Source organism: Amycolatopsis thermoflava N1165 (assembly GCF_000473265.1).
GTDB classification, from domain to species: domain Bacteria; phylum Actinomycetota; class Actinomycetes; order Mycobacteriales; family Pseudonocardiaceae; genus Amycolatopsis_E; species Amycolatopsis_E thermoflava.
On sequence record NZ_KI421511.1, the window covers coordinates 36962 to 59436 of the forward strand.

19 protein-coding genes are annotated in these 22475 nt (G+C 72.5%); 14 read left to right on the top strand and 5 right to left on the bottom strand.

All coding sequences use genetic code 11. The annotated features are described in order from the left end of the window. Positions 1–164: 164 nt before the first annotated feature. Entirely contained in the window at positions 165–791 is a 627-nt protein-coding gene (locus AMYTH_RS0100195; protein WP_027928592.1) for a TetR/AcrR family transcriptional regulator, read from the bottom strand. A gap of 112 nt (positions 792–903) precedes the next feature. Between AMYTH_RS0100195 and AMYTH_RS0100200 the strand changes: the two genes are divergently transcribed. The 6 genes from AMYTH_RS0100200 to AMYTH_RS0100225 all read left to right on the top strand — a co-directional run bounded on the left by AMYTH_RS0100200 (position 904) and on the right by AMYTH_RS0100225 (position 6225). Beyond that, positions 904–1869, top strand: coding sequence for a quinone oxidoreductase family protein (locus AMYTH_RS0100200; protein WP_027928593.1), 966 nt, complete (start codon positions 904–906; stop codon positions 1867–1869). Between the two features lie 105 nt (positions 1870–1974). Then, complete coding sequence (locus tag AMYTH_RS0100205) at positions 1975–3285, top strand: MFS transporter (RefSeq protein ID WP_027928594.1); 1311 nt, start codon at positions 1975–1977, stop codon at positions 3283–3285. Between the two features lie 14 nt (positions 3286–3299). Next, positions 3300–3758 carry a MaoC family dehydratase gene (locus AMYTH_RS0100210; protein WP_027928595.1) on the top strand — a complete coding sequence of 153 codons (459 nt, stop codon included), beginning with the start codon at positions 3300–3302 and terminating at the stop codon, positions 3756–3758. Positions 3759–3824: 66 nt separating this feature from the next. Then, positions 3825–4424, top strand: a complete 600-nt coding sequence (locus AMYTH_RS0100215; protein ID WP_027928596.1) for a M15 family metallopeptidase — start codon at positions 3825–3827, stop codon at positions 4422–4424. A gap of 48 nt (positions 4425–4472) precedes the next feature. Beyond that, the gene (locus tag AMYTH_RS0100220; protein ID WP_027928597.1) at positions 4473–5147 is read left to right on the top strand and encodes a response regulator transcription factor; all 675 of its coding nucleotides are present in this window, start codon (positions 4473–4475) and stop codon (positions 5145–5147) included. Beyond that, positions 5140–6225 carry a sensor histidine kinase gene (locus AMYTH_RS0100225; RefSeq protein WP_027928598.1) on the top strand — a complete coding sequence of 362 codons (1086 nt, stop codon included), beginning with the start codon at positions 5140–5142 and terminating at the stop codon, positions 6223–6225. Before AMYTH_RS0100220 ends, AMYTH_RS0100225 begins: the two co-directional genes overlap by 8 nt. 4 nt (positions 6226–6229) lie before the next feature. Here the strand turns inward: AMYTH_RS0100225 and AMYTH_RS0100230 are convergent, their stop codons facing one another. The 3 genes from AMYTH_RS0100230 to AMYTH_RS0100240 are packed head-to-tail and all read right to left on the bottom strand — an operon-like array spanning position 6230 to position 9976. Then, a complete protein-coding gene (locus AMYTH_RS0100230; protein ID WP_027928599.1) occupies positions 6230–7477 on the bottom strand; it encodes an arginine deiminase in 1248 nt (415 codons plus the stop codon). 14 nt (positions 7478–7491) lie between these two features. Continuing rightward, positions 7492–8931, bottom strand: a complete 1440-nt coding sequence (locus AMYTH_RS0100235) for a basic amino acid/polyamine antiporter (protein WP_027928600.1) — start codon at positions 8929–8931, stop codon at positions 7492–7494. A 19-nt stretch (positions 8932–8950) separates the two neighbouring features. Further along, positions 8951–9976 (bottom strand): S1C family serine protease, encoded by a 1026-nt coding sequence (locus tag AMYTH_RS0100240; protein ID WP_027928601.1) that lies wholly within the window; start codon positions 9974–9976, stop codon positions 8951–8953. A 563-nt stretch (positions 9977–10539) separates the two neighbouring features. Between AMYTH_RS0100240 and AMYTH_RS0100250 the strand changes: the two genes are divergently transcribed. Both AMYTH_RS0100250 and AMYTH_RS0100255 read left to right on the top strand, forming a co-directional pair. Then, positions 10540–11055 carry a lytic polysaccharide monooxygenase auxiliary activity family 9 protein gene (locus AMYTH_RS0100250; RefSeq protein WP_027928602.1) on the top strand — a complete coding sequence of 172 codons (516 nt, stop codon included), beginning with the start codon at positions 10540–10542 and terminating at the stop codon, positions 11053–11055. A 62-nt stretch (positions 11056–11117) separates the two neighbouring features. Continuing rightward, a complete protein-coding gene (locus tag AMYTH_RS0100255; protein WP_027928603.1) occupies positions 11118–11528 on the top strand; it encodes a RidA family protein in 411 nt (136 codons plus the stop codon). A 3-nt stretch (positions 11529–11531) separates the two neighbouring features. Here AMYTH_RS0100255 and AMYTH_RS0100260 read toward each other — a convergent pair whose 3' ends face one another. Further along, positions 11532–12266, bottom strand: a complete 735-nt coding sequence (locus AMYTH_RS0100260; protein ID WP_027928604.1) for an IclR family transcriptional regulator — start codon at positions 12264–12266, stop codon at positions 11532–11534. Between the two features lie 82 nt (positions 12267–12348). Here AMYTH_RS0100260 and AMYTH_RS0100265 point away from each other — a divergent pair, with 82 nt between their 5' ends. The 6 genes from AMYTH_RS0100265 to AMYTH_RS0100290 all read left to right on the top strand — a co-directional run bounded on the left by AMYTH_RS0100265 (position 12349) and on the right by AMYTH_RS0100290 (position 22440). Next, positions 12349–13422, top strand: coding sequence for a cupin domain-containing protein (locus AMYTH_RS0100265; RefSeq protein ID WP_027928605.1), 1074 nt, complete (start codon positions 12349–12351; stop codon positions 13420–13422). Beyond that, the gene (locus AMYTH_RS0100270) at positions 13419–14246 is read left to right on the top strand and encodes a fumarylacetoacetate hydrolase family protein (protein WP_027928606.1); all 828 of its coding nucleotides are present in this window, start codon (positions 13419–13421) and stop codon (positions 14244–14246) included. The genes AMYTH_RS0100265 and AMYTH_RS0100270 overlap by 4 nt, the downstream gene beginning before the upstream one ends. Further along, the gene (locus AMYTH_RS0100275; protein WP_228684499.1) at positions 14239–14820 is read left to right on the top strand and encodes a maleylpyruvate isomerase family mycothiol-dependent enzyme; all 582 of its coding nucleotides are present in this window, start codon (positions 14239–14241) and stop codon (positions 14818–14820) included. The genes AMYTH_RS0100270 and AMYTH_RS0100275 overlap by 8 nt, the downstream gene beginning before the upstream one ends. A gap of 9 nt (positions 14821–14829) precedes the next feature. Further along, the gene (locus AMYTH_RS0100280; RefSeq protein WP_027928608.1) at positions 14830–16002 is read left to right on the top strand and encodes an FAD-dependent monooxygenase; all 1173 of its coding nucleotides are present in this window, start codon (positions 14830–14832) and stop codon (positions 16000–16002) included. 96 nt (positions 16003–16098) lie between these two features. Beyond that, on the top strand, positions 16099–16707 hold the full coding sequence (locus AMYTH_RS0100285; RefSeq protein WP_027928609.1) for a dihydrofolate reductase family protein: 609 nt from the start codon (positions 16099–16101) through the stop codon (positions 16705–16707). 246 nt (positions 16708–16953) lie between these two features. Continuing rightward, the gene (locus tag AMYTH_RS0100290; protein WP_027928610.1) at positions 16954–22440 is read left to right on the top strand and encodes an ATP-binding protein; all 5487 of its coding nucleotides are present in this window, start codon (positions 16954–16956) and stop codon (positions 22438–22440) included. The last annotated feature ends 35 nt before the right edge of the window (positions 22441–22475 follow it).

A 22475-nucleotide genomic window follows, 5' to 3' on the forward strand; every position in this document is an offset into this window, starting at 1 on the left:
CCGGAGCCGTGCTCGGTGCCGCGGCGGGCGAAGCGCGGCGAGCCATCGATCGCGGCCCGGGCCAGTCGATCGGCCCTGCCGCGTTCAGCTTGGCCGGCAGCAGCTCGTGCGACTGCCGCCGCTCCCCGGCCTGGTCTCCCACGGCAGCGCCCGTGTGCGGGGGCTCAGCGCTTTGCCTGCGTGCCGTGGGGTGACACGCCGAGCAGGGGAAGCCATACGGTGTCCACGATCTCGACGATCGCCTCGTCCGGCACCGCGCCCATGCGCATCAGCATGTCGTGGCGCAGCAGGTCGAAGGGCAGGTTCACCAGGCGCGCGGACCGCGGCTCGTCCGCGAGCTCGCCGCGTTCGACGGCGCGCTCGACGAGCGCCGCGAAGGGGGGCGTCTGGTCCGCGGGGCGGAGGCGGCCGCGCAGGTCGTCGAACGTTGTTCCGGTCTCGCGGAAGTAGTCCGCCAGTTGGATGCGCAGGAGCACCACCGCGCGGGACCGCTCGGCGTTGATCGTGCGCAGGAGTGCGAGGGCGTCCTGGCGCAGGCTGCCGGTGTCGGGAGGGATGTCGAGTGGGCGCCAGTGCCGGGCGAGTGTGGCGACGAGGAGGTCCTCGCGCTGCGGCCAGCGGCGGTAGAGCACCGGCTTGCTGGTGCCCGCGCGCGTCGCGACGACCTCGTAGGTGAAGCCGTGGTAGCCCTGCTCGACCAGGACCTCCCAGGCGGCATCGGTGATCGCGTTCTCCAGGGTGGCACCCCTGCGTCGCGTGGAAATGCCGTCCGTGCGCTGCCGCTCACCCATCACTGCCCCATGTCTTCAGCCATTCGGTTAGATCCGCTTGCGTATCTTAACCCGCGGACGTAGCCTCGGAGCCATAAGATACCAAGCCGTTTCTAAACGGGGGGAGACCCGCATGTCCACGATCAACGCCGCCCTGGTGGAGTCCTTCGCCGAGCCGCCGCACTTCCGCTCCGTCCCGGCCCCCGAGGCTGGCCCCGGGCAGGAGGTGGTGGACGTCCTCGCCGTCGGCGTGCACCCCGCCACCCGCGGCATCGCCGCCGGCAAGCACTACACGAGTCCCCAGGCGCTGCCCGCCCTGGCGGGTGCCGACGCCGTCATCCGCAGGACGGACGGCAGCCTCGGCTACGTCATGCTCATGGGCGCCGGCACCCTGGCCGAGCGCATCGTCGTCGATCCCGCCACCGTCATCCCGGTCCCGGACGGCGCCGACCCCGCACTCGTGGCCGCCACCATGAACCCGGCGCTGTCCTCATGGACCGCGCTGCGCACCCGCGTGCCGTTCCAGGCCGGGCAGTCGGTCCTGGTGCACGGCGCGACCGGCAACGCCGGCTCGATGGCCGTCAAGGTCGCCAAGCACCTCGGCGCGGGGCGGGTGATCGCCGCCGGACGCAACCGCGCCCGCCTCGACGAACTCCTGGACCAGGGCGCGGACGCCGTTGTCCAGCTCGTCCCCGACGAGGACGCCACCGCGGCCGCGTTCGCCGAGGCGGCCGCCGAGGTCGACGTGGTCCTGGACTACGTGTGGGGGCAGCCCACCGAACTCGCCATGCGTGCCGTCCTCGGAGCGCGGACCCAGCACACCCGCCTGCTCGACTGGGTGCAGATCGGCGGCATGGGCGGAGACGCGATCACCCTGTCCGGGCACCTCATGCGCTCCAACGCGGTCCGGATCCTGGGCAGCGGCTTCGGCGCCGTGGACATGCAGGTCATGCAGCGGGAGTTCACCGAGCTCGTGGCCGCGATCGCGGCAGGCGGCATGGCCGTGCGCCCGCATCCGTTCCCGCTCGACCAGGTCGCGGCGGCTTGGGCCCACCAGGACGCACCCGGCGAGCGCACCGTCATCCTGCTGCGCGATTGAGACGACCGCCGTCTTACCGGCCCCGCGATTCGGTATTGGACTCTTCTAGGTCCCGTTTGGCACGGTGTCCGAGCAACACGGGATCTCAAGGGAGAGAAAATCACCATGAGCACGGCCACGGCGGCCAGACGAGCGGGCATCGGGTCGTTCATCGGCTCGACCATCGAATGGTTCGACTTCTACATCTACGGCACCGCGTCGGCGCTGGTCTTCGACGAGGTCTTCTTCCCGGAGCTGGACGGGGCGCTCGGCACGCTGGTGGCCTTCGCGACGTTCTGGGTCGGCTTCCTCGCGCGCCCGCTGGGCGGGATCATCTTCGGCCACTACGGCGACCGCCTCGGCCGCAAGAAGACGCTCGTCATCACGCTGCTGATGATGGGCATCTCGACCACGCTGATCGGCGTCCTGCCCTCTTATGCGCAGATCGGCGTCGCCGCGCCGTTGCTCCTCATCGCGATCCGCATGGTGCAGGGCATCGGCCTCGGCGGGGAGTGGGGCGGCTCCGTCCTCATCGCCTCCGAGCACGCGCCCAAGGGCAAGTCGATCCTCTACGGCGCGTTCGCCCAGCAGGGCTCGCCCGTCGGCAACACGCTGAGCACCGTCTGCTTCCTGGCGATCAGCCAGCTGCCCGACGACGCGTTCACCTCGTGGGGCTGGCGCCTGCCGTTCCTGTTCTCCGCGCTGCTGGTGATCGTCGGCCTGTTCATCCGGCTGCGGGTCGCCGAATCGCCGGCCATGGCGAACCTCATCGAGAAGAAGGCGGTCGCCAAACTGCCGTTCACCGAGGTGCTCCGCACGCAGCCGCTGCTGATCGTCCTCGGCATCGGCGCCTGCACCATCGGCCTGTCGGCCACCTACTTCAAGTCGACGTTCGCCTTGTCCTGGGCGACTTCGGACCTCAGCTTCGACAAGAGCTCGTTCCTCACGATCATCCTGGTCGCCAACATCACGCAGATCCTGGTGCAGCCGTGGGGCGCGGTGATCGCGACCAAGATGCGCAGCTGGTCCCGCGCGGTGATCGTGATGCTGGTGCCGGAGATCCTGCTGATGCCGCTGATGTTCCTGTTCATCGGCACCGAGAACTACGCGCTCGCGATGGTCGGCACCGCGGTCGCCACCGTGCCGCACTGCCTGTACTACGCGGCGCTGGCCGGGATGCTCGCCAGCCGCTTCCCCGCGAACGTGCGCTACACCGGCATCTCCCTGTGCTACCAGCTGTGCGGCACCCTGCTCGGCGGCACCACGCCGATCGTGGGCCAGTTCCTGCTGAACCAGACCGGGTCGATCGTCGCGGTGATCGTGTACGCGGTGTTCCAGGTGGTGCTGACGCTGGGCTGCATGCTCGCGTTGCTGCGCAAGCCGAACTACGACGAGCGCGCCGGCGAGGAATCCGGCGCGCAGACCGTCGCGGCCTGAAGGGAGTGACTTCGATGCCGGTGGTGGCGAACGGGATTCCGGAGATCCTGGCGCTCGCGGGGCGCGACCTGGGCCGCTCGTCGTGGCGGGAGGTGACGCAGGAGCTGATCGACGCCTACGCCGAGGTGTCCGGGGACCACCAGTGGATCCACACCGACCCCGTCCGCGCGGCGGAGGGCCCGTTCGGCCGCACGATCGCCCACGGCTACATGACCCTGAGCTGGGGCATCCCGATGGTCGCCGAGCTGCTCCAGGTCACCGGCGTCGGCATGGCCCTGAACTACGGGGTCAACAAGGTCCGCTTCCCGGCGCCCGTCCCGGTCGGCAGCCGGGTGCGGCTGCACGCCGAGATCGCCGCGGTCGAGGAGGTCGGCCGCGGCGGGGTGCAGGTGACGCGGAACTTCACCTTCGAGATCGAGGGCTCGGCGAAACCGGCCTGTGTGGCGGAATCCCTGACCCGCTACTACCCGTAAGACATATCGCGGGCGTATCGGAAAGCGCAGACGCCGTGGCAACAGCCTCCCGCCTTCAGTGGAGGTATGAACCACACCCTGCTACTGCCCGCGCCCGCCCGCCGCGTCCGCCGGATCGTGCTCGTCGGCCTCGCGATCGCCGGGGTGGTGATCGCCGCGCCCGGGGTGCGGCGGCTGTTCGTGGCCGCCGCGCCGCCGGTCACCGCGCTGGGGGTGGCCGACGGCGTCGTCCCGGACGGCGCGCCGGTCTCGGTGTGGGACGAAACCCCGGCGGTGTGCAAGCTCGACGCGGACCTCCTCGACGCCCTGCGGCGCGCGGCGAAGGCCGCCGAAGCGGACGGCGTCCGGCTCCGCGTCAACAGCGGCTGGCGCTCGCCCGAGTACCAGGAGGAGTTGCTACGGCGCGCGGTCGACCGGCACGGCTCGCTCGAGAAGGCCGCCCGCTGGGTCGCGACCCCTGAAACGTCACCGCACGTGGCGGGCGAAGCCGTCGACATCGGCCCGGCCCGCGCCGCGGCGTGGCTGTCCGTGCACGGCGCCGCGTACGGGCTGTGCCAGATCTACCGCAACGAGCCCTGGCACTACGAACTCCGCCCGGACGCGGTCCGCCGCGGCTGCCCGTCGATGTACCCGGACCCGTCGAAAGACCCGCGGATGCGGCGGTGACCCGCTCCGGATATGCGGGCGATATGCCGCGCTGCCTAGGCTGCGGACATGCGCGTGCTGATCGTGGAGGACGAGCCCTACCTGGCCGAAGCAGTGCGGGACGGCCTGCGGCTGGAAGCGATCGCCGCCGACATCGCCGGCGACGGGGACACCGCGCTGGAGCTGCTCAGCGTCAACTCCTACGACCTCGCGGTCCTCGACCGCGACATCCCCGGCCCTTCCGGCGACGAGATCGCGCGGTACATCATCGCCTCCGGCAGCGGCACCCCGATCCTCATGCTCACCGCCGCCGACCGGATCGACGACAAGGTCTCCGGGTTCGAGCTCGGCGCCGACGACTACCTCACCAAACCGTTCGAGCTGCGGGAACTGGTCCTGCGGCTGCGCGCGCTCGACCGCAGGCGCGCGCACGCCCGGCCGCCGGTCCGCGAGATCGCGGGCCTGCGGGTGGACCCGTTCCGCCGGGAGGTCTACCGCGACGGCCGCTACGTCGCGCTCACCCGCAAGCAGTTCGCCGTGCTGGAAGTCCTCGTCGCCGCCGAAGGCGGGGTGGTGAGCGCCGAGGAGCTGCTGGAGCGGGCCTGGGACGAGAACGCCAACCCGTTCACCAACGCCGTCCGCATCACCGTGTCCGCCCTGCGCAAACGGCTCGGTGAGCCGTGGCTCATCGCCACCGTGCCCGGCGTCGGCTACCGGATCGACACCGGCGGAGACCGTGGATAGGCGTCGCGGGCCGAGCCTGCGGCTGAAGCTCACCCTCAGCTACGCCGGGTTCCTCCTGCTCGCCGGCGCGCTGCTGATGACCTTGCTCTGGTTGCTGCTCGCGCGCTCGTTCCCCGCCCGGGCGCCCGGCCCGCCCGGGCTGCCCGCGCGCCGTCCCGGCCTGCTCGCCGTCGGCGGGCCCGCCGCGGCCACCGCGGTGGCGTTCCTGCTGTTCTTCGGCCTGCTCGGCGGATGGGTTCTCGCCGGGCGGATGCTGGCGCCGCTGACCCGGATCACCGAGTCGGCGCGGCGGGCGTCCGACGGCTCGCTGTCCCACCGCATCCGCATGGACGGCCCGGAGGACGAGTTCCGCGAGCTCGCCGACGTGCTCGACACGATGCTCGAACGGCTCGAATCCCAGGTCGCCGAGCAGCAGCGGTTCGCCGCGAACGCCTCGCACGAGCTGCGCACCCCGCTGGCGATCTCGCAGACGCTGCTCGACGTCGCCCGCAAGGACCCGACGTGGGACCGGGACGAGCTCATCGAACGCCTGCACGTGGTCAACACGCGGGCGATCGACCTGACCGAGACCCTCCTGCTGCTCAGCCGCAGCGACCGGCGCAGCTTCACCCGCGAGCCCGTCGACCTGTCCCTCGTCGCCGAACAAGCCGCGGAAACGCTGCTGCCCCTCGCCGAACGACGCGGGATCAAGCTCGACGTCGCGGGCGAGGCCGCGCGGGTCACCGGGTCCGCCGAGCTCGTCCTGCGGATGGTGACGAACCTCGTCCAGAACGCGATCGTGCACAACCTCCCCACCGGCGGCACCGTGACCGTCCACACCGGACCGGACGGCGACGCGAGCGTGGTGCGGGTGGAGAACACCGGGCCGCCGCTGCCGCCGGAACTAGTGCCGACCCTGACCGAACCCTTCCACCGCGGCACGAAACGCACCCGCACCGGCGAGCACGCGGGGGTCGGCCTCGGGCTCGCCATCGTGGCGAGCATCGTCCGCGCCCACGACGGGACGCTCGAACTCGCTGCCCGGCCGGAAGGCGGTCTCGTGGCGGTGGTCCGGTTGCCCGCCCCGCCCGCCCCCTGACCGCTCAGGCGGGATCGCGGGCCAGCGGGCAGGTCATGCAGTGCCCGCCGCCGCGTCCGCGGCCCAGCTCGGCGCCCCGGATGGTGAGGACCTCGATACCGGCCTCGCGCAGCAGCCGGTTCGTCGTCGTGTTGCGGTCGTAGGTGAACACCACGCCCGGCTCCACCGCGACGGCGTTGTTGCCACTGTCCCACTGCTGCCGTTCCGACTCGTACACGTCGCCGCCCGTTTCGATCACCCTCAGGTCGGACCCCACCGCCTCGGCGACCACGTCGAGGAACGACCGCTTGCCCTCGTCGGCCACCTCGACGCCGGGCGCCCGGTCGGACGGGCGCAGCGAGAACGGGTGGATCCGGTCCACGATCCGCGGGTAGACGGTGACGACGTCGCGGTCGGCGAAGGTGAACACGGTGTCCAGGTGCATAGCGGCGCGGAGTTTCGGCATGCCCGCTACGATGACGTGCTCGGCGGCCCCTGCGGCGAAGAGCGCGGCGGCGACCTGGGTGATCGCCTGCCGCGAGGTGCGCTCGCTCATTCCGATGAGGACGGTGCCGCCGCCGACGGGCATGACGTCGCCGCCCTCGAAGGTGGACCGGCCCCAGTCCCGCTCCGGATCGCCCCACCACACGGTGGAGGACGCGAAGTCCGGGTGGTGGGTGTAGATCGCCTTCATGATCAGCGTTTCGTCGTGCCGGGCAGGCCAGTACAGCGGGTTCAGCGTGACGCCGCCGTAGATCCAGCACGTGGTGTCGCGCGTGTAGAGGGTGTTGGGCAGCGGCGGCAGCAGGTATTCCCGCGCGTCCGGCGAGTACTCCGCCAGCAGGCGGTACCCGGGCGCGAGCTCCGGCGGCAGCTCCGCCGTGGCCAGGCCGCCGACGAGGTGCTCGGCCAGATCGCCGGGAGACAGCGTCTCCAGGAACTCGCGGGCCGGGCCGACGAGGCCGGGGCCGACGATCTCGGGCACGATCGTGCGGTCCAGGATCCAGTCGCGGGCGCCGGGCGCCGCCATGGTTTCGGCGAGCAGGTCGTGCAGCTCGAGCACCCGGACGTCGCGGCGGCGCAGCTCGTCCACGAACGCGGCGTGGTCCTGCTGCGCCTTCTCGACCCACAGGACGTCGTCGAAGAGGAGGTCGTCGCTGTTGGTCGGGGTGAGTCTGCGGTGCGCCAGGCCGGGCCGGCACACGAGGACCTCGCGTAGCCTGCCCACCTCCGAGAACACACCGCGGCCAGGACGGTCGTCGTCGGTTGTCATGTCGCTCCCTCCGGTCAGATCGTGATGGCTCCGGTCGCCAGCGCGACGACACCGGCGGCGGCGCCGAGCAGCGAAACCGCGAAGATGCCGAGCTCCACGGGCGTGAACACGCGCCGCCCCTGCTCGCGGCGGGCCATCGCGAACAACACCGTCGCGGGCGCGTAGACGATGAACGCGATGAGCAGGAACTTCAGGCCGGCCGCGTAGATGAGGAACGCGGTGTAGACGGTGGCGACGACCGCGACGGCGAGTTCGCGGCCGCGGCCGGTGGGCCGGTCGGCATAGCCCTCCCGCGTGACGCCCAGCTTGACCGCGTAGCCCGCGGCGAGCAGGAACGGCACGAGTGACAGCGCGCTGGTCAGGTCGAGGGCGAACGCGAAGGCGTCCTCGGAGAACACCGTGATCAGCAGGACGACCTGGATGAGCAGCGTGGTCATGAGCAGGGCCGGACCGGGCACGTCCGCGGCGCTGCTGCGGCCGAGGAACCGGGGCATGTCGCGGTCGCGTGCGGCGACGAACAGCACCTCGGCCGCCATCAGCGTCCACGCCAGGTAGGCGCCGAGCACGGACACGATCAGCCCGATGGAGACGAACGTGGCTCCCCACGGCCCCACCGCGGCCTCCAGCACCCCGGCCATCGACGGCTGCCGCAGGTCGGCGATCTCGCTCAACGGCAGGATGCCGTACGACACGATGGTCACCGAGGCGAAGATCGCCAGCACGCTCAGGAAACCCAGGATCGTGGCGCGGCCGACGTCCTGCCGCCGCCGCGCGTGCCGCGAGTAGACGCTCGCGCCCTCGACGCCGAGGAACACGAACACGGTGACGAGCATGGTGCCGCGCACCTGCTCGAACAGCGAACCGACGCCCGGCCCGCCGCGGAAGTTGTCCGCGAACACGCCGGGTTTGAGCAGCACCAGCGCGATCACCACGAACACCAGGATCGGCACCAGCTTGGCCACGGTGACGATCCGGTTGATGGCGGTCGCCTCGCGCACGCCGCGCCGGATCAGCAGGTAGAACGCCCACAGGCAGACGGAGGAGAGCGCGAACGCGATCAACGTGTCGCCCTCGCCGAGCGCGGGCCAGATCTTGCCGACCGTCGACATGATCAGCACCCAGTAGGTCACGTTGCCGACGCACGCGCTGGCCCAGTAGCCGAACGCGGAGAAGAACCCGAGGTACTCGCCGAACCCGGCCTTGGCGTAGGCGTAGACCCCGGCGTCCAGCCCGGGTTTGCGGACCGCCAGGTTCTGGAAGACGAAGGCCAGCGTCAGCATCCCGGCGCCGGCGATCAGCCACGCCACGAGCGCGCCGCTCACGCCGGTCTCGGCGGCGAACCGGCGCGGCAGGGAGAACACGCCCGCGCCGACCATCGAGCCGACGACCATCGCCATCATCGTGGCGATGCCGAACTTCGCGGTCTCGGTCCGTGTCGTTTCGGCCGTGCTCATCTCGTGCTCGCCTCCCGGTCTAGCTGCTGAACGCAGGGCGGTCGGTCAGGGTCAGGGGTGTTCGGACGTCCTGGCCCCCGGCGCGGTGGAACGTGACGGTGACCGTGTCGCCGGGGTCGCGGCGGCGCAGCTGCCCGAGGAACTCCTCCGGCGTGCGGACGGCCGTGCCGTCCAGCGCCGTGACCACGTCGCCGGGCTGGAGACCGGCGGCCGCGGCGGGGCCGCCGTCGGCGATCGCCGCGACGATCACCCCGTCCGCCCTCGGCAGTCGCAGCTGGGCGGCGATCTGCGGGGTGAGCTGGGCGGGTTCGAGCCCGGCGAAGGCGTGCCGCGCCCGGCCGGTGCTCATCAGCTGCTCGGCGACGTCGACGGCGGTCGCGGCGGGGATGGCGAAGCCGAGGGACACGGCGCCGGCCTGGGGCGGGATGTAGGCCTCGCTGATCCCGACGACCTCGCCGGCGGCGTTGAACACGGCGCCGCCGCTGCTGCCCGGGCTGATCGGGGCGTCGGTCTGGATCAGGTCGACGAGCGCCTGCGTTTCGGCGGCGCTGCCCGGGATCTCGCGGTGCAGCCCGGACACCACGCCCGCGGTGACGCTGTTCTCGAAGCCGAGCGGGCTGCCGATGACGACGACCAGCTCACCGACGGCCGGGAGCTGGGGCTGGAACCGCGCGGGCGGCAGGCCGGTGCGGGCGACCTGCACCAGGGCCAGGTCGGTGACGACGTCGACGGCGCGGATCGTCCCGGGCACCCGCTGCCCGTCGGCGAAGGCGACCTGCACCGCCTGCGCGCCGCGCACCACGTGCTCGTTGGTGAGGATGAGACCGTCGGCGCCGTAGACGACGCCGCTGCCGTTGCCGCCCGCGGTCAGGATCTTCACGACGCTGGCCTGGGCGAGCGCCGCGACGGAAGTGACGGCTCCCGTCGCGGGCGGCGCCCCCGTGGTGGGCGGCGCCGCCGGCTGGGCGGCCCCGGTGCACGAGGTCAGGGTGACCACCGCCGCGACGATGATCCACGCCTTGCCCCTGACGGCGGTGATGGTCACGGGGGCGGATGTTAGGGATCTCCGGCAGTTTCGAACCTCACCTGAAACGGATGAGGCTGCGCGGATCCCGGGACGGCCGAACTCGGACACGCGGCGGAGGATCCTGGACGTCGCGGTCGAGGTGATTGGGCACAGTGTCGTGGACGCGCACAAGGCCTGGCAGATCCTCGAGTACGGCGAGCGCACAACACCTGGCGACGGGCCGGACGTTCGTCACCGCCCCCGCACTCGCACGGCGCCGTCGTCCGTGGTGCGCGACCTCGCCTAGAGGTGGTCCGGACCGTCGATCACGTTTGTGCTGACCGGAGCTGCCGGTGGGAGCTGGGAGGTTGGTGCGGGCGAACCGGTCGCGGTCGTGCGGACCGAGGCCCCTGATCACCTGTGGCATCTCTCGGGTCGCGCCGATGCTCGACATCGATGGCGACGTGAGGGTCGCCGACGCGGTGCCGGCCGCGCGGGTGGTGCTTTTCCGACCGCGCCGTTGACCGCGAACAAACTTCACGTTATGGTCCATATCACGTGGTCTAGACCAAAGTCATCCGGGTTCACCGCAAGGAGCCGACATGACCATCAGACGACGCATCGCGACCATCGCCGCCGGGGCGGCTCTCGCTCCCGTCGCCCTCGTGGCCCTCCCGGGCACCGCCAGCGCGCACGGCTACGTCGACTCGCCGCCCAGCAGGCAGGCCCAGTGCGCGCAGGGGATCGTGCCCTGCGGCGACATCAAGTACGAACCGCAGAGCGTGGAAGGCCCGAAGGGGCTGCGCAGCTGCAGCGGCGGCAACACCCGCTTCGCCGAGCTCGACGACGACAGCAAGGGCTGGCGCGCCACCCCGGTCGGCAGCACGGTGACCTTCACCTGGAAGCTGACCGCCCAGCACCGCACCAGCACCTGGGAGTACTACATCGGCGACACCCGCGTCGGGTTCGTCGACGACGGCGGCGCACAGCCCGCGGCGACCGTCTCGCACCCGGTCGACCTCAGCGGCTTCACCGGGCGGCAGAAACTCCTGGCGGTGTGGAACATCGCCGACACCGCCAACGCCTTCTACGCCTGCGTGGACCTGCAGATCGGCTGATCGCCAGGTCTGTCCACCCTGGACGGTTGCCGTGCAGCCGCCCGGGGTGGATCATGGCGCGGGTGAACCGCTGGAACCCCGACACCGTCGCGCCGCCCGCCGGGCGCTACAGCCACCTCGCGTCCGTGCCCGAGGGGCACGAGATCGTCTACCTCGCCGGGCAGCTCGGCGTCCGGCCGGACGGCACCCTCGCGGGGCCGGACGCGCGGGCGCAGGGCGAACAGATCTTCGCCAACCTCGAAGCGCTGCTGTCCGCCGCCGGTGGCGGTCCGGAACACCTTGTGAAGCTGCTGACGCTCGTCGCCGGGGTGGAGCACCTCGACGGCTACCGCGCGGCGCAGGCCGAAGCGTTCAAGCTCTGGTTCCCCGGCGACGACTTCCCGGCGCAGTCGCTGGCCGTGGTCGCGGCACTGGCCGCGCCGCAGTACGTCGTCGAGGTCGAGGCGATCGCCGCGATCCCGCGGACGAGCTGACCCTCAGCCCAGGTCGTGCGCGATCGCCGTCGCCGCCGCCGACAGCGCGCCGACCCACGTGGGCAGCAGGTCGTGGTCGAACCGGGCCGACGGCAGGGCCACCGACAACGCGGCGGCGGGCTCGGCCCCGCCGGGCCACGGGATCGCCACCCCGACCGCGGTCAGACCGGTCTCCGTCAGCTGGTCGTTGACCGCGAAGCCGCGCCGCCGCACCAGGCCCAGCTCACGCCGCAGGCGGACCAGGTCCACGTCCGTTCCGGCGTACCGGCGCGTCAGCTCGGCCGGCGGCAGTGCGGCCAGCAACGCCTTGCCACCGGACACCTGGTGCGCCGGCAGGGCCCGCCCGGCGCGGTCACCCACCCGCAGGATCTGGTCGCACTCCACCGACGCGACGAACCGCGTCTCCGTGCCCGCCAGGACCTGCAGGTTCACCGTTTCCCCCACCCGCGCCACCAGCGCACGCAGGTGGGGCATCGCCGCCTGGCGCAGCAACGCCACCGGCGCGCCGGCCGGATCCGCGGGCCGCAGCACCGGCCCGGCCTGGTAGCGGCGGTCCGGACCCTGCTCGGCGAAGTCCCGGTACACCAGCATCTGCAGCAGCCGGTGCGCCGTCGAGCGGGACACCCCCAGCCGCGCGGCCGCTTCGGACACCCCCATCGGCCCCTCCTGCTGCAGCACCGTGGCCAGGTGGAGCGCGTGGTCGACCGAGTCGATCGCGTACGGCGGCTTGTTCTTCACAGCAGAATTCTAGATCCCTGCTGGCAGAACATCGCCTAGCGTCCTCCTCGACCCGCCGTCCCGAGGAAGGAGTGGCCAGGCGATGACCGCCAACCAGCCCGATCCGTCCCCCGAGCTCGACGAGCTGTACCGGGGGTTCGCGGAGGAACTGCTCGTTCCACTGTGGACCGAGATCGGCGACCTGATGCCGATGAGCCCGTCCCCGGCGATGCGCCCGCACGCCTGGCGCTGGAAGACCCTGCTGCCGCTGGCGGAGAAGGCCGGCGAGCTGGTGCCGGTCGGCCGCGGTGGGGAGCGGCGCGCCATCGCGCTGGCCAACCCGGGCCTCGGCGGCGCGCCGTACGCGACGCCGACGCTGTGGGCCGCGATCCAGTACCTCGGCCCCGGTGAGAACGCGCCCGAGCACCGGCACACGCAGAACGCGTTCCGGTTCGTCGTCGAGGGCGAAGGCGTCTGGACCGTCGTGAACGGCGACCCGGTGGCCATGCGCCGCGGCGACTTCCTGCTCACCCCGGGCTGGCACTTCCACGGCCACCACAACACCTCCAGCGAGCCGATGGCCTGGATCGACGGCCTGGACATCCCGTTCGTGCACTACACCGGCTCGGCGTTCTTCGAGTTCGGCCCCGAGCAGGTGTCCAGCACCGACACCCCGCAGCGCTCCCGCGCCGAGCGGCTGTGGGCCCACCCCGGCCTGCGCCCGGTGTCGCAGACCGCGCCTGCGGTGAACTCGCCGATCGCCGCCTACCGCTGGGAGCACACCGACGCCGCGCTGACCGACCAGCTGGCACTGGAGGACGAGGGCCACCCGGGCGTGGTCGAGCCCGGTCACGCCGCGGTCCGCTTCACCAACCCGACCACCGGCGGCGACGTCATGCCGACCATCCGCGCCGAGTTCCACCGGCTGCGCGCCGGCGCCGAGACCGCGCCGCGGCAGGAGGTCGGCTCGGCCGTGTGGCAGGTCTTCGAGGGCTCCGGCACGGTCCGCGTCGGCGATCAGGAGTGGACCGTCGACCACGGCGATCTGTTCGTCGTGCCGTCCTGGGCCGAGGTGACCCTCGCCGGCGACACGCAGCTGGACCTGTTCCGCTTCAGCGACACCCCGATCTTCGAGCGGCTGCACGCCGACCGCGTGCGGGTGGGAGGGCAGCGGTGAAGCTCGCGACCCTGCGCACCGCCGAAGGCACCCGCGCCATCCGCGTCGAAGGTGAGCGCTACGCCGAGCTCGGCGCGCCCGACGTCGGCGCTTTCCTGGCCCAGGAGGACTGGCGCGCTCAGGCCGGGGCGGTCACGCCGGAGCGCCCGCTCGCCGGCGCCGACCTCGCCGCGGTCGTCCCGCGGCCGGGCAAGATCCTGTGCGTCGGCCTGAACTACCGCAACCACATCCTGGAGATGGGCCGCGAACTGCCGCGGTACCCGACGCTGTTCGCCAAGTACCCGGAGGCGCTCGTCGGCCCGGCCGACCCGATCGCGCTGCCGCCCGAGTCGGACGCGGTCGACTGGGAGGCCGAGCTGGCGCTCGTCGTCGGCGCCACCGTGCGCCGCGCGAGCGAGACGGAGGCGGCCGCGGCGATCGCCGGGTTCAGCGTCCTCAACGACGTCACCACCCGCGACTGGCAGTACCGGTCGCCGATGTGGTTGCAGGGCAAGACGTTCGAGGGCACCACACCGTTCGGCCCGTACCTGGTGACCCCGGACGAGCTGCCCGGCGGCGCCACACCCGCGCTGGAGCTGAGCTGCGAGGTCGACGGCGAGCAGGTCCAGAAGGCGAACACCGGCGACCTGGTGTTCGACCCGGTCCAGCTGGTCCGCTACGCCTCGACGATCCTGACGCTGCGGCCCGGCGACGTCATCGCCACCGGCACCCCCGGCGGCGTCGGCCACGCGCGGAAACCACCGCGGTACCTGTCCCACGGCGCCCGGCTGGTCACCGAGATCAGCGGTCTGGGCAGGCTGGAGAACGTGGCCCGCGATGAGTGACTGGATGGACGACGGCACCCGGCTCGTCCTCCGGGCGATCGACGAGTTGCCCGACGACGCGTTCGACGCGCCGACGCTGCTGCCCGGCTGGACCCGCCGCCACCTCGTGGCCCACCTGCACTACAACGCCGAAGCGCTGCGGCGACTGCTGAGCTGGGCCCGCACCGGGGTCGAGTCGCGGATGTACGAAAGCGCCGAGCACCGCGCCGCGGAGATCGAGGCGGGCGCGAAGCTGCCCGTGCCCGAACTGCGGCGGCTGGTGCACGACTCGGCCGACGCGCTGGCCGCCGACGTGGCGGCGCTGCCCGCGGACGCCTGGGCCAACGAGGTGGTCACCGCGCAGGGCCGGACCGTGCCCGCCACCGAGATCGTCTGGATGCGCACCCGCGAAGGCGCCGTGCACGCCGTCGACCTCGACTGCGGCGTCGGGTTCGAGGACCTGCCCGCGGACCTGGTCGAGGCGCTGATCGCCGACGCGCTGCGGCGGCGGACCGCGCAGGGCCACGGCCCCGCTCTCGCGCGCTGGCTCACCGGACGCGCCGACCAGGCCCCCGAACTCGGCCCCTGGCTGTAGGAGGAAGACATGACCGACACCGATGTGGTCGTGGTCGGCGGCGGGATCGGCGGGCTCGCCAACGCCCTCGCCCTCGCCGCGACCGGGCAGCGGGTCCGCGTGCTGGAGCGGGCCCCCGCGTTCGCCGAGGTGGGCGCGGGACTGCAGCTGGCCCCCAACGCGACCCGGATCCTGCGCGAGTGGGGCCTGCTGGACGAGGTGGTCGCGCGCGGGGTGCTGCCCCGGCGGCTGGTGCTCAAGGACGCGCTCGACGGCGCCGAGCTGACCTCGCTCGACCTCGGGCGGGGGTTCGTCGAGCGCTACGGCGCGCCGTACGTGGTGATCCACCGCAGCGACCTGCTGACGATCCTGCACGACGCCTGCCGGGATGCCGGGGTCGAGTTGCTGGCCGACCACCAGGCCGACGACGTCGAGGTGCGGCCCGACGGCGTGCGGGTGCGGGCGGGGGAACGGGAGTTCGCGGCCGGTGCGGCGCTGGCCGCCGACGGGCTGTGGTCGTCGCTGCGGTCGCGGCTGTCCGACGACCAGCCGGTGTGCTCCGGTTACGTCGCCTACCGCGGCACCCGCCCGGTGTCCGAGGTGACCGGGCTCGACGACGACGTGCTCACCGACGTGGTCGTCCACTTCGGACCGAAGTGCCACCTGGTGCAATACCCGTTGCGCGGTGGGGAGTTGCTCAACACGGTCGCGGTGTTCGCCTCGCCCGCGTACGAGCGCGGCGAGAGCGACTGGGGCGGCCCGGACGAGCTGGACGCGGCGTTCGACGACACCTGCGACGCGGTGCGGCGCGGTCTGGCGTGGCTGTGGCGGGACCGGCGGTGGCCGATGTACGACCGGCTGCCGGTGCCGCGCTGGGTCGACGGACGGCTGGCGCTGACCGGTGACGCGGCGCACCCGATGCTGCAGTACCTCGCGCAGGGGGCGTGCCAGGCGCTGGAGGACGCGCACAGCCTTGCCGGCGAGGTCGCCAAGCAGCAGGCCGCCGCCGCGCTGGACTGGCCGGCCGCGCTCGCGTCGTACGAGCAGGCCCGCACGGCGCGGACCGCGCGCGTGCAGTCCAGCGCCCGGGTCTGGGGCGAGCTCTGGCACTGCGACGGCCTGGCCCGGCTGCTGCGCAACCAGTACCTGACCGAACGCCGCCTGGACGACTACCGCTGGACCGACTGGCTCTACCAGCCGTGAGGCGGTGACGGGGCACCTCGCCGGGCGGGGTGCCCCGCCGGGGCGGTTGCGCCCGCACGGCCCCTGGGGGACGCTGGTCCCCTGGGAGGAGCGACGATGGGGACGACCTACCTGCACGCGGTGGCTTCGCTGGACGGCTACATCGCCGACGAGAACGACGACGTCGGACCGCTCCACGACTGGTACTTCAACGGCGACCACCCGCTCGTCGGCGAGGACCACCCCGACATCCACGGCTCGCCGTTCCGGGTCTCGGCGGCCTCCGCCGGGTACGTGCGCGGCATGTGGTCGCGCCAGAAGGTCCTGGTCGTCGGGCGGCACCAGTTCGACCTGACCAACGGCTGGGAAGGCCATCCGCCCGCGAGCGAGCACGTCGTGGTCGTGTCGCACCGGCCGCGGCCCGCGGGCTGGCACCCGGAGGCGCCCTACCACTTCGCCGGCTCGGTGGAGGAGGGGATCGCGCGAGCGCAGGAACTGGCCGGCGACGGCGAAATCGGGGTGGGCGCGGGTGACGTCGGCGGGCAGGCGCTGGCGCTCGGGCTCATCGACCATGTGGCGATCGACGTCGTGCCGGTCGTCTTCGGCCGGGGGAAGCCGTACTTCGGCGCGCTGGCCGACGGCAACCTGATGCTGGGCGACCCCGACGTGGTCATCCAGGGCGACGGCGTGCTGCACCTGCGCCTCCCGGTGCGCCGCCGCGGCTAGCCCGCCCGTTGGTCGTCTTCTACAAGGGCGAGTGACCAGGCTCTCACGATCCGCGTGGTCCCGCGTGCGCGCGAGCGGTGGGCATAGTCCCGGGTCAGAGCGGTCCTTTGGAGGGTTCCGACAAAAAACCGCCGTCGGCACGGTGCGGGTGCGACGATCACACTACCGGTGGGTACGCGCGATGCTGGACCAGCGGCCAGGGGAGGCCGCGCAGTCCAACCACCACAACTTGTGAGGCTCGATTCGGTGTTCAGTCGTGTCGCGATCGTCAACCGGGGAGAAGCCGCGATGCGGCTCATCCACGCCGTCGGTGAGCTCAACGCGGAGGGCGGGCCGCGCATCGAGACGGTGGCCCTCTACACCGACGTGGACCGCAACGCCACCTTCGTGCGGGAAGCCGACATCGCCTACAACCTGGGCCCCGCGGCGAACCGCCCCTACCTCGACCTCGCCGTGCTGGAACGCGCGCTGACCGAGACGAAGGCCGACGCCGCCTGGGTCGGCTGGGGCTTCGTCGCCGAGGACCCGGCCTTCGCCGAGCTCTGCGAAAAGCTCGGGGTCACCTTCATCGGCCCGAACCCGGAGGCCATGCGCAAACTGGGGGACAAGATCGGCGCCAAGCTGATCGCCGAAGAGGTGGGCGTGCCCGTCGCGCCGTGGAGCCGCGGGCCGGTCGAGGACCTCGACGCCGCGCTGCGCTCCGCCGAGCAGATCGGCTACCCCCTCATGCTCAAGGCCACCGCGGGCGGCGGTGGCCGCGGCATCCGGGTCGTCAACGACGCGGACGAGCTGCGGGACGCCTACGAGCGCACCAGCCAGGAGGCCGCGCGCGCCTTCGGCAGCGGTGTCGTGTTCCTGGAGCGGCTGGTCACCGGCGCCCGGCACGTCGAGGTCCAGGTCATCGCCGACGGCCAGGGCACCGCGTGGGCGCTGGGCGTGCGGGACTGCTCCGTGCAGCGCCGCAACCAGAAGATCATCGAGGAGTCCGCCTCGCCGGTGCTCGCGCCGGAGCAGGTGGCCGAGCTGAAAGCCTCCGCCGAGCGGCTCGCCGTCGCGGTCGGCTACCGCGGCGCCGCCACCGTGGAGTTCCTCTACCACCCCGGCGAGAAGCTGTTCGCCTTCCTGGAGGTGAATACCCGCCTGCAGGTCGAGCACCCGATCACGGAGGCCACCACCGGCATGGACCTGGTCAAGGCCCAGCTGCACGTCGCGTCCGGCGGCAAGCTGGAGGGCGCCCCGCCCGCCGAGCTGGGCCACGCCATCGAAGCCCGGCTCAACGCCGAGGACCCCGACCGCGACTTCGCGCCCGCCCCCGGCCGCATCGCGCTGCTCGACCTCCCGGCAGGCCCGGGCATCCGCGTCGACACCGGCGTCAGCGAGGGCGACACGATCCCCGCCGACTTCGACTCGATGATCGCCAAGATCATCGCCTACGGCCGCGACCGCGACGAGGCGCTGTCCCGCCTGCGCCGCGCCATGCGCGAGACCACCGTGCTCATCGAGGGCGGCACCACCAACAAGAGCTTCGTCCTGGACCTGCTCGGCCAGCCCGAGGTGATCGACGCGAGCGCCGACACCGGCTGGATCGACCGGGTCCGCGCGCAGGGCCGCCTGGTCTCGCACGCGCACTCCGGCATTGCGCTGGCCACCGCCGCGATCGAGGCCTACCAGGACGAGAAGCAGGTCGAGCTGCAGCGCCTGCTGTCCACCGCGCACGGCGGGCGCCCGCAGGTGCAGCACGAGGTCGGCCGCCCGATCGACCTGAAGCTGCGCGGCGCGAGCTACCGCCTCACCGTCGCCCAGACCGGGCCGGGCCGCTACCGGATCGGCTTCGTGACGGGCGACGACGTGGAGACCGTCGACGCCGAGCTGGAACGCTACGACTCCCACACCGGCCAGATCCACGTCAACGGCCACCGCTTCCGGCTGGTGACCGGCACGCACGGGCCGATCCACCTGGTCGAGGTCGACGGCGTGACCCACCGGATCAGCCGCGACGAGGGCGGTGTCGTCCGCTCGCCCGCCCCGGCGCTGGTGGTCGCGACGCCACTCGCCGTCGGCGACGAGGTCGAGGCCGGCGCCCCCGTGCTGGTGCTCGAATCCATGAAGATGGAGACCGTCCTGCGCGCGCCGTTCCGGGCGCTGCTCAAGGAGTCCCTGGTCTCCGTCGGCAGCCAGGTGGAGACCGGCGCCGCGCTGCTGCGGCTGGAACCACTCGCCGACGACGACGCCGACGCCGCCCCGGAGACCGCCGGGGTGGACCTGGACCTGCCGTCCGAGCCGGACGGGCTGTCCGCGGCGCACCGCGTCGAGCGCGGCCTGGCCGACCTGCGCAGCATGCTGCTCGGGTTCGACGTCGACCCGCGCGACGGCGGCCGCACCCTGGCCGGGTACCTGGCCGCGCGCGCCGAGCTGCCGCAGCGGCCGCTGGAGGCGGAGACCGCGCTGCTGGAGGTCTTCGCCGACCTGTCGGAGCTGTCCCGCAACAAGCCGGAAGGCGAGGAGACCAAGGCCGAGACGCGGGTGCACAGCCCGCGCGAGCACTTCCACACCTACCTGCAGAGCCTCGACGCGGAGCGAGCCGGGCTGTCCGAGACCTTCCAGGGCCGCCTGACCCGCGTGCTGGGCCACTACGGCGTCGACGGGCTGGACCGCACGCCCGAGCTGGAGGAGGCGGTCTTCCGCATCTTCCTCGCCCAGCAGCGCGCGGCCTCCGACGTCGCCGTGATCACCGCGCTGCTGCAGCAGTGGCTCACCGAGGCCCCGCCGCACAACGGGCTCCGGCAGACCGTCGGCCAGGCGCTGGAGCACCTGATCCGCGCCACCCAGCTGCGGTTCCCGGTGGTCGGCGACCTCGCCCGCAGCCTGGTGTTCCGCTGGTTCGCCCAGCCGCTGCTGCGCCGCACCCGCGCCGAGGTCTACACCAAGGTGCGCCGCCACCTCAGCTACCTCGACGCGAACCCGGAGGCGCCGGACCGCGAGCAGCGCATCGCCGAGATGGTCGCCAGCCCCGAACCGCTGGTGCGGCTGCTCGGCCAGCGCATCGGACGGCCCGGCCTCGACCCCGGCCCGCTGCTGGAGGTGCTCAGCCGCCGCTACTACCGCGAGCACGGCCTGGAGGGCGTGGAGACCGGCATGGCGGGCGGGCACGCGTTCGTCACCGCCGGGTACGACCTGGACGGCCAGCGGCAGCGGCTCATCGCGACCGTCGCCGACTTCGACGGCCTGGCCGACGCGGTGCACAGGGTCGCCGAGGTCGCCGCGAAGACCGAGCCCGGCGCGCTGGTCGCCGACATCTACCTGACCTGGACCGGCCAGCCGGCCGAGGCCGACCTGATGGCCGCCGAGCTGCGCGAGGTGCTGTCCCGCGTCGCGCTGCCGAACAACCTGCGCCGCCTGACCACCACGGTCGCCGGGCGCAGCGGATCGGCCATGCACCACCACTTCACGTTCCGGCCGTCGTCGGCGGGCCTGGCCGAGGAGCGGCTGATCCGCGGCCTGCACCCGCTGATCGGGCAGCGGCTGCAGCTGCGGCGCCTGCAGAACTTCGACCTCACCCGGCTGCCGTCGGCCGACGAGGACGTCTACCTGGTGCGCTGCGTCGCGCCGAAGAACCCGTCCGACGAACGCCTCGTGGCGATGGCGCAGGTCCGCGACCTGACCCCGCTGCGCGACGACGAGGGCCGCATCCTCGCCCTGCCCGCGGTCGAGGGCGCGCTCGGCGCGTGCCTGGACGCGATCCGCAAGGTGCAGGCCCAGCGCCCGGCCAAGAAGCGGCTCGACACCAACCGGATCTTCCTCTACGTGTGGCCGCCCAGCGACCTCACCGCCGACGACCTGAACACGGTCGCGCAGCGGGTGGTGCCGACCACCGCGGGCGCCGGTGTCGAGGAGGTGCTGTTCCTCGGCCGCCAGCGCGACAAGGAGACCGGCGAGCTGCGGCCGATCGCGGTGCGGGTGACCTACGACGTCGCCACCGGTGTCCGGCTGACCATCACCGACCCGCCGACCGAGCTGATCCAGCCGCTGGACGACTACGGCCAGAAGGTGCTGCGCGCGCGGCGCCGCGGCACGGTCTACCCGTACGAGCTGACCGGCATGCTCGCCGGCGAGGGCGGCTCGTTCACCGAGTACGACCTCGACGACGCCGGGGCGCTGGTGCCGGTCGAGCGCGAGCGGGGCCTGAACAAGGCCGGGATCGTCGCGGGGGTGGCGACCACGCCGACCGAGCGGTACCCGGAAGGCGTGACCCGCGTGGTGCTGCTCGGCGACCCGACGAAGGCGCTGGGCGCACTGTCCGAACCGGAGTGCGCCCGCGTGATCGCGGCGCTGGACCTCGCGGAGCGGCTGCGGGTCCCGGTCGAGTGGTACGCGTTGTCGGCAGGCGCGCGGATCGCGATGGACTCGGGCACCGAGAACATGGACTGGATCGCCGCGGCCCTGCGCCGCATCGTCCAGTTCACCCAGGACGGCGGCGAGATCAACATCGTGGTCGCCGGTATCAACGTGGGCGCGCAGCCGTACTGGAACGCCGAAGCCACGATGCTCATGCACACCAAGGGCATCCTGGTGATGACGCCGGACTCGGCGATGGTGCTGACGGGCAAGCAGTCGCTGGACTTCTCCGGTGGCGTGTCCGCCGAGGACAACTTCGGCATCGGCGGCTACGACCGCGTGATGGGGCCGAACGGTCAGGCGCAGTACTGGGCGCCGAACCTGGGCGCCGCGCACGGCGTGCTGATGACCCACTACGACCACACGTACGTGCTGCCGGGCGAGACCGGCCCGCGCCGGGCGACGACGACCGACCCGGTCGACCGGGACGTCTGCGACTACCCGCACGCCATCGTCGGGTCCGACTTCACCACGGTGGGCCAGATCTTCTCGCGGGAGACCAACCCGGACCGCAAGAAGCCGTTCGACATCCGCACCGTGATGCGAGCGCTGGCCGACCAGGACCACGCGATCCTGGAACGCTGGGCCGGCATGGCGGACGCGGAGACCGCGGTCGTGCAGGACGTGCACCTCGGCGGGATCCCGGTGTGCCTGCTGGGCATCGAGTCGCGGTCGGTGCCGCGGCGCGGTTTCCCGCCCACCGACGGCCCGGACACCTACACCGCGGGCACGTTGTTCCCGCGCTCGTCGAAGAAGGCGGCGCGCGCGATCAACGCGGCGAGCGGCAACCGGCCGCTGGTGGTGCTGGCGAACCTGTCCGGTTTCGACGGTTCCCCGGAGTCGATGCGCAAGCTCCAGCTGGAGTACGGCGCGGAGATCGGGCGGGCGATCGTGAACTTCCGCGGGCCCATCGTGTTCTGTGTCATCTCGCGCTACCACGGCGGGGCGTTCGTGGTGTTCTCGAAGACGCTGAACCCGAACATGACGGTGCTCGCCGTGGACGGCTCGTACGCGTCCGTGCTGGGCGGCGCCCCCGCGGCGGCCGTGGTGTTCGCCCAGGAGGTCAACTCCCGCACGGCGAACGACCCGCGGGTGTCGGAGCTGGAGGCGCGGATCGCGGCGGCGGACAGCGCTTCGCGGGCCGCGCTGGTGACGCAGCTGGCGGACGTGCGGGCGTCCGTGCGGGCCGAGAAGCTGGGCGAGGTGGCCGCCGAGTTCGACGGGGTGCACTCGATCCAGCGGGCGCAACGGGTCGGCTCGGTGGACGCGATCATCCGCCCGGAGGAGCTGCGGCCGCAGATCATCGCCGCGGTGGAGCGGGGTTTGGCGCGCGCTTGATCCCCTGGGGCGCCCGGCGTTGGCCGGGCGCCCCT